The sequence below is a fragment of the Nocardiopsis sp. TRM 82005 genome (assembly GCF_056312425.1).
The window spans coordinates 1-5537 of the sequence record NZ_JBWDTQ010000054.1; the positions used below are offsets into that span (position 1 = coordinate 1).

3 rRNA genes are annotated in these 5537 nt (G+C 57.2%); all 3 read right to left on the reverse strand.

The features are described 5' to 3' along the window. Positions 1–54 precede the first annotated feature (54 nt). Positions 55–170, reverse strand: a 5S ribosomal RNA gene (gene rrf / locus AC0T5L_RS26930). Between the two features lie 98 nt (positions 171–268). After that, positions 269–3364 (reverse strand): 23S ribosomal RNA (locus tag AC0T5L_RS26935). Between the two features lie 327 nt (positions 3365–3691). Next, positions 3692–5224: ribosomal RNA gene (locus AC0T5L_RS26940) — 16S ribosomal RNA — on the reverse strand. The 16S, 23S and 5S rRNA genes sit together here, the layout of an rRNA operon. Between the last annotated feature and the right edge of the window lie 313 nt (positions 5225–5537).

The window sequence follows — 5537 nt, forward strand, 5'->3', positions numbered from 1 at the left end:
CACAAAAAAGGAGGAGAAGAACCCCGAAAGAGCCCTTCCCCTCCTTAAGAAAAACCGTGGCAGCAACCTACTCTCCCACCCCACCACAGGGCAGTACCATCAGCGCAAAGAGACTTAACGACCGGGTTCGGAAAGAGACCGGGTGTGACCCTCCAGCAATAACCACCACGGAAACCACAACCCGCAACCACCGCTCAACCCCACACGAGGGAACAACAGCCACGAGCAAAATCCGTGAACAAGCGTGCGCGAACATCCAATTATCTGCAGCGGACAAGCCCTCGGCCTATTAGTACCGGTCAGCTCCACCCCTCACAAGGCTTCCACACCCGGCCTATCAACCCCGTCGTCTACAGGGAGCCTTACCCTCTCAAAGGAGGCAGGAGACCTCATCTCGAAGCAGACTTCCCGCTTAGATGCTTTCAGCGGTTATCCCTCCCGAACGTAGCAAACCAGCCATGCCCTTGGCAGAACAACTGGCACACCAGAGGTTCGTCCGTCCCGGTCCTCTCGTACTAGGGACAGCCCTTCTCAAGTCTCCAACGCGCACAGCGGATAGGGACCGAACTGTCTCACGACGTTCTAAACCCAGCTCGCGTGCCGCTTTAATGGGCGAACAGCCCAACCCTTGGGACCAACTCCAGCCCCAGGATGCGACGAGCCGACATCGAGGTGCCAAACCATCCCGTCGATATGGACTCTTGGGGAAGATCAGCCTGTTATCCCCGGGGTACCTTTTAGCCGTTGAGCGACACCGCTTCCACACGCCGGTGCCGGATCACTAGTCCCAGCTTTCGCTCCTGCTCGACACGTCCGTCTCACAGTCAAGCTCCCTTGTGCACTTACACTCAACACCTGATTACCAACCAGGCTGAGGGAACCTTTGGGCGCCTCCGTTACTCTTTAGGAGGCAACCGCCCCAGTTAAACTACCCACCAGACACTGTCCTCGAACCGGATCACGGCCCAAAGTTAGATGCCCGAAACAGTCAGAGTGGTATTTCACCAACGCCTCCACCACCACTAGCGTGATAGCTTCACCGGCTCCCACCTATCCTACACAAACCATCCCAAACACCAATGTCAAGCTATAGTGAAGGTCCCGGGGTCTTTCCGTCCTGCTGCGCGAAACGAGCATCTTTACTCGTAGTGCAATTTCACCGGGCCCATGGTTGAGACAGTGGGGAAGTCGTTACGCCATTCGTGCAGGTCGGAACTTACCCGACAAGGAATTTCGCTACCTTAGGATGGTTATAGTTACCACCGCCGTTTACTGGCGCTTAGATTCCTAGCTTCGCAGGAGCAAAACCCCTACTAACCAGTCCTCTTAACGTTCCAGCACCGGGCAGGCGTCAGTCCGTATACAGCGTCTTACGACTTCGCACGGACCTGTGTTTTTAATAAACAGTCGCTTCCCCCCGCTATCTGCGACCCCACCCAGCTCCAGCCGCGAAGGCCTTCACCAGACAGGGCTCCCCTTCTCCCAAAGTTACGGGGACAATTTGCCGAGTTCCTTAACCATGGTTCACCCGAACGCCTCGGTATTCTCTACCTGACCACCTGCGTCGGTTTAGGGTACTGGCCACACACGAACTCGCTAGAGGCTTTTCTCGACAGCATGGGATCACTCACTTCACCAAAAACGGCTCGGCATCACGTCTCAGCCACACGATGCGCGGATTTACCAACACACCGGCCTACACGCTTACCCCCGGACAACCACCGCCGGGTAGAGCTACCCTCCTGCGTCACCCCATCACTTGCCTACTACAAGATCGGTTCCCAGACCAGCCATTCAAGGCTCCCCGAAGGGACCCAAGAACACCAGCGTGGTTAGCATCACCTGATTCAGCATGGACGCTCATGCACGGGTACGGGAATATCAACCCGTTCTCCATCGACTACGCCTGTCGGCCTCGCCTTAGGTCCAGACTCACCCTGGGCGGATTAACCTGCCCCAGGAACCCTTAGTCAATCGGCGGCAACGTTTCTCACGCTGCTCTCGCTACTCATGCCTGCATTCTCACTCGCACACCCTCCACCACACGATCACTCGGCAGCTTCCCCGGATGCACGACGCTCCCCTACCAACCCAGGACAAAATCCCAGGCTCCACAGCTTCGGCGGTGTGCTTCAGCCCCGCTACATTATCGGCGCAGAACCACTTGACCAGTGAGCTATTACGCACTCTTTAAAGGATGGCTGCTTCTAAGCCAACCTCCTGGTTGTCTCAGCAACTCCACAACCTTTCCCACTTAGCACACGCTTAGGGGCCTTAGCTGATGATCTGGGCTGTTTCCCTCTCGACTACGAAGCTTATCCCCCGCAGTCTCACTGCCACGCTTCACTTCACCGGCATTCGGAGTTTGTCTGACGTCAGTAACCTTGTAGGGCCCATCAGCCAAACAGTAGCTCTACCTCCAGCAAGAAACACGTGACGCTGCACCTAAATGCATTTCGGGGAGAACCAGCTATCACGGAGTTTGATTGGCCTTTCACCCCTACCCACACCTCATCCCCCAGGTTTTCAACCCTGGTGGGTTCGGGCCTCCACGAGGTCTTACCCCCGCTTCACCCTGGACATGGGTAGATCACTCCGCTTCGGGTCCACAGCATGCGACTCAAACGCCCTCTTCAGACTCGGTTTCCCTACGGCTACCCCACCCGGGTTAACCTCGCCACACACCATGACTCGCAGGCTCATTCTTCAAAAGGCACGCCATCACCAAAGACACGCTTCAGCTCTGACGGCTTGACAGCACACGGTTTCAGGTACTATTTCACGACCCCTCACCGGGGCACTTTTCACCTTTCCCTCACGGTACTAGTGCACTATCGGTCACCAGGACGTATTTTGGCTTAGCAGGTGGTCCTGCCAGATTCACACGGACTTTCACGGGCTCCGCGCTACTCGGGAACACACCCAACACCTAGACTCTTCCTTCACCTACGGGACTCTCACCCACTCCGGTACCGCTTCCCAACGGCTTCAGCTAAAAGAATCACTCAGCGCTCCAGATCGGCAGACCCGGACAGGTGCACCCCACAACCCCGCACACGCAACGACTGCCGTCTCTCACACGCATGCGGTTTAGCCTCATCCCCGTTCGCTCACCACTACTAGGGGAATCACTGTTGTTTACTCTTCCTACGGGTACTGAGATGTTTCACTTCCCCGCGTCACCACCAACTGCCCTATACATTCAGACAGCGGCAACCCGACACAACTCGGGCTAGGTTTCCCCATTCGGACACCCACGGATCACAGCTCGGTTGACAGCTCCCCGTGGCCTATCGCGGCCTCCCACGTCCTTCATCGGCGCCTGGTGCCAAGGCATCCACCGTGTGCCACTATCACTTGGCCACTACAGATAATAAGATGCTCGCGCACACTATTCACAAATCAAAACACCAACCGCACACCCCGACACCACTCACACCCACACGCCCCCTGACGGGAGCAGCAGGCCCTGAGAGTTCTCAGAGGCGGTCCGCGGGAACCAACACCCACACCCGAAACCGGGGCAGGGTTGCTTCCTCAGACACCCAACAGCGCGCCCCCCAGCGCTTCTAGACACCAGGGGTCAAGTCCGATTCACTCCAGCCATCCCAAACATCCACTCAAGGATGCCGGGTCCACTTTCGAGTCCGGTCAGCCATAGGAAAAAGCTGACCTATCACAGACTCCTTAGAAAGGAGGTGATCCAGCCGCACCTTCCGGTACGGCTACCTTGTTACGACTTCGTCCCAATCGCCAGCCCCACCTTCACTCACTCCCTCCCCGAAGGGTTAGGCCGCAAGTTTCGGGTGTTGCCGACTTTCATGACGTGACGGGCGGTGTGTACAAGGCCCGGGAACGTATTCACCGCGGCGTTGCTGATCCGCGATTACTAGCGACTCCACCTTCATGGGGTCGAGTTGCAGACCCCAATCCGAACTGAGACCGGCTTTTAGGGATTCGCTCCACCTTGCGGTATCGCACGCCCATTGTACCGGCCATTGTAGCATGTTTGCAGCCCAAGACATAAGGGGCATGATGACTTGACGTCATCCCCACCTTCCTCCGAGTTGACCCCGGCAGTCTCCCATGAGTCCCCACCATCACGTGCTGGCAACATGGAATAAGGGTTGCGCTCGTTGCGGGACTTAACCCAACATCTCACGACACGAGCTGACGACAGCCATGCACCACCTGTCACCCGCCAACTAAATGACCCCACATCTCTGCAGGTCCACGGGTGATGTCAAACCTTGGTAAGGTTCTTCGCGTTGCGTCGAATTAAGCAACATGCTCCGCCGCTTGTGCGGGCCCCCGTCAATTCCTTTGAGTTTTAGCCTTGCGGCCGTACTCCCCAGGCGGGGCGCTTAATGCGTTAGCTACGGCGCGGAAACCGTGGAAAGTCCCCACACCTAGCGCCCAACGTTTACGGCATGGACTACCAGGGTATCTAATCCTGTTCGCTCCCCATGCTTTCGCTCCTCAGCGTCAGGTAAGGCCCAGAGACCCGCCTTCGCCACCGGTGTTCCTCCTGATATCTGCGCATTTCACCGCTACACCAGGAATTCCAGTCTCCCCTACCTACCTCTAGCATGCCCGTATCCACTGCAGAACCGGGGTTAAGCCCCGGTCTTTCACAGCAGACGCGACACGCCGCCTACGAGCTCTTTACGCCCAATAATTCCGGACAACGCTCGGACCCTACGTATTACCGCGGCTGCTGGCACGTAGTTAGCCGGTCCTTATTCCCCACCTACCGTCAACCCGGAGAGAACCCCGGGCCTGCGTTGGTGGTAAAAGAGGTTTACAACCCGAAGGCCGTCATCCCCCACGCGGCGTCGCTGCGTCAGGCTTTCGCCCATTGCGCAATATTCCCCACTGCTGCCTCCCGTAGGAGTCTGGGCCGTGTCTCAGTCCCAGTGTGGCCGGTCGCCCTCTCAGGCCGGCTACCCGTAATCGCCTTGGTAGGCTGTTACCCCACCAACAAGCTGATAGGCCGCGAGTCCATCCCTGACCGAGAAAACTTTCCACCCCGAGCCAGGAGACTCGGAGTCGTATCCGGTATTAGACGGCGTTTCCACCGCTTATCCCGGAGTCAGGGGCAGGTTACTCACGTGTTACTCACCCGTTCGCCGCTCGTGTACCCCGAAGGGCCTTACCGCTCGACTTGCATGTGTTAAGCACGCCGCCAGCGTTCGTCCTGAGCCAGGATCAAACTCTCCATAAAGGTCCTACTACCCGCCTGGCGCACCAGGGGCGCTGCCGGGGCGGGTAAACCTAGAAGAAATCCTGACCAACCACTTGCGTGGTTAATCAAAGGAACCCTCCACACGACCTGTGGTCGTTGTGGTGGGGCCAAAACAAACATGGCTTAAAGTAAATCAAACACGCGCTGTTGAGTTCTCAAGAAACAACCGCTCATCCCGTACAAGCTCGACTCTGTGTGAGTCTGTCGCTTTTCCGTGGAAAGCGTTGTGCGTTTCCGCTTTGTTGTGTCTTTACTTTATCAGGTGTTCCGCACCCCGCCAAATCGGCGGTTT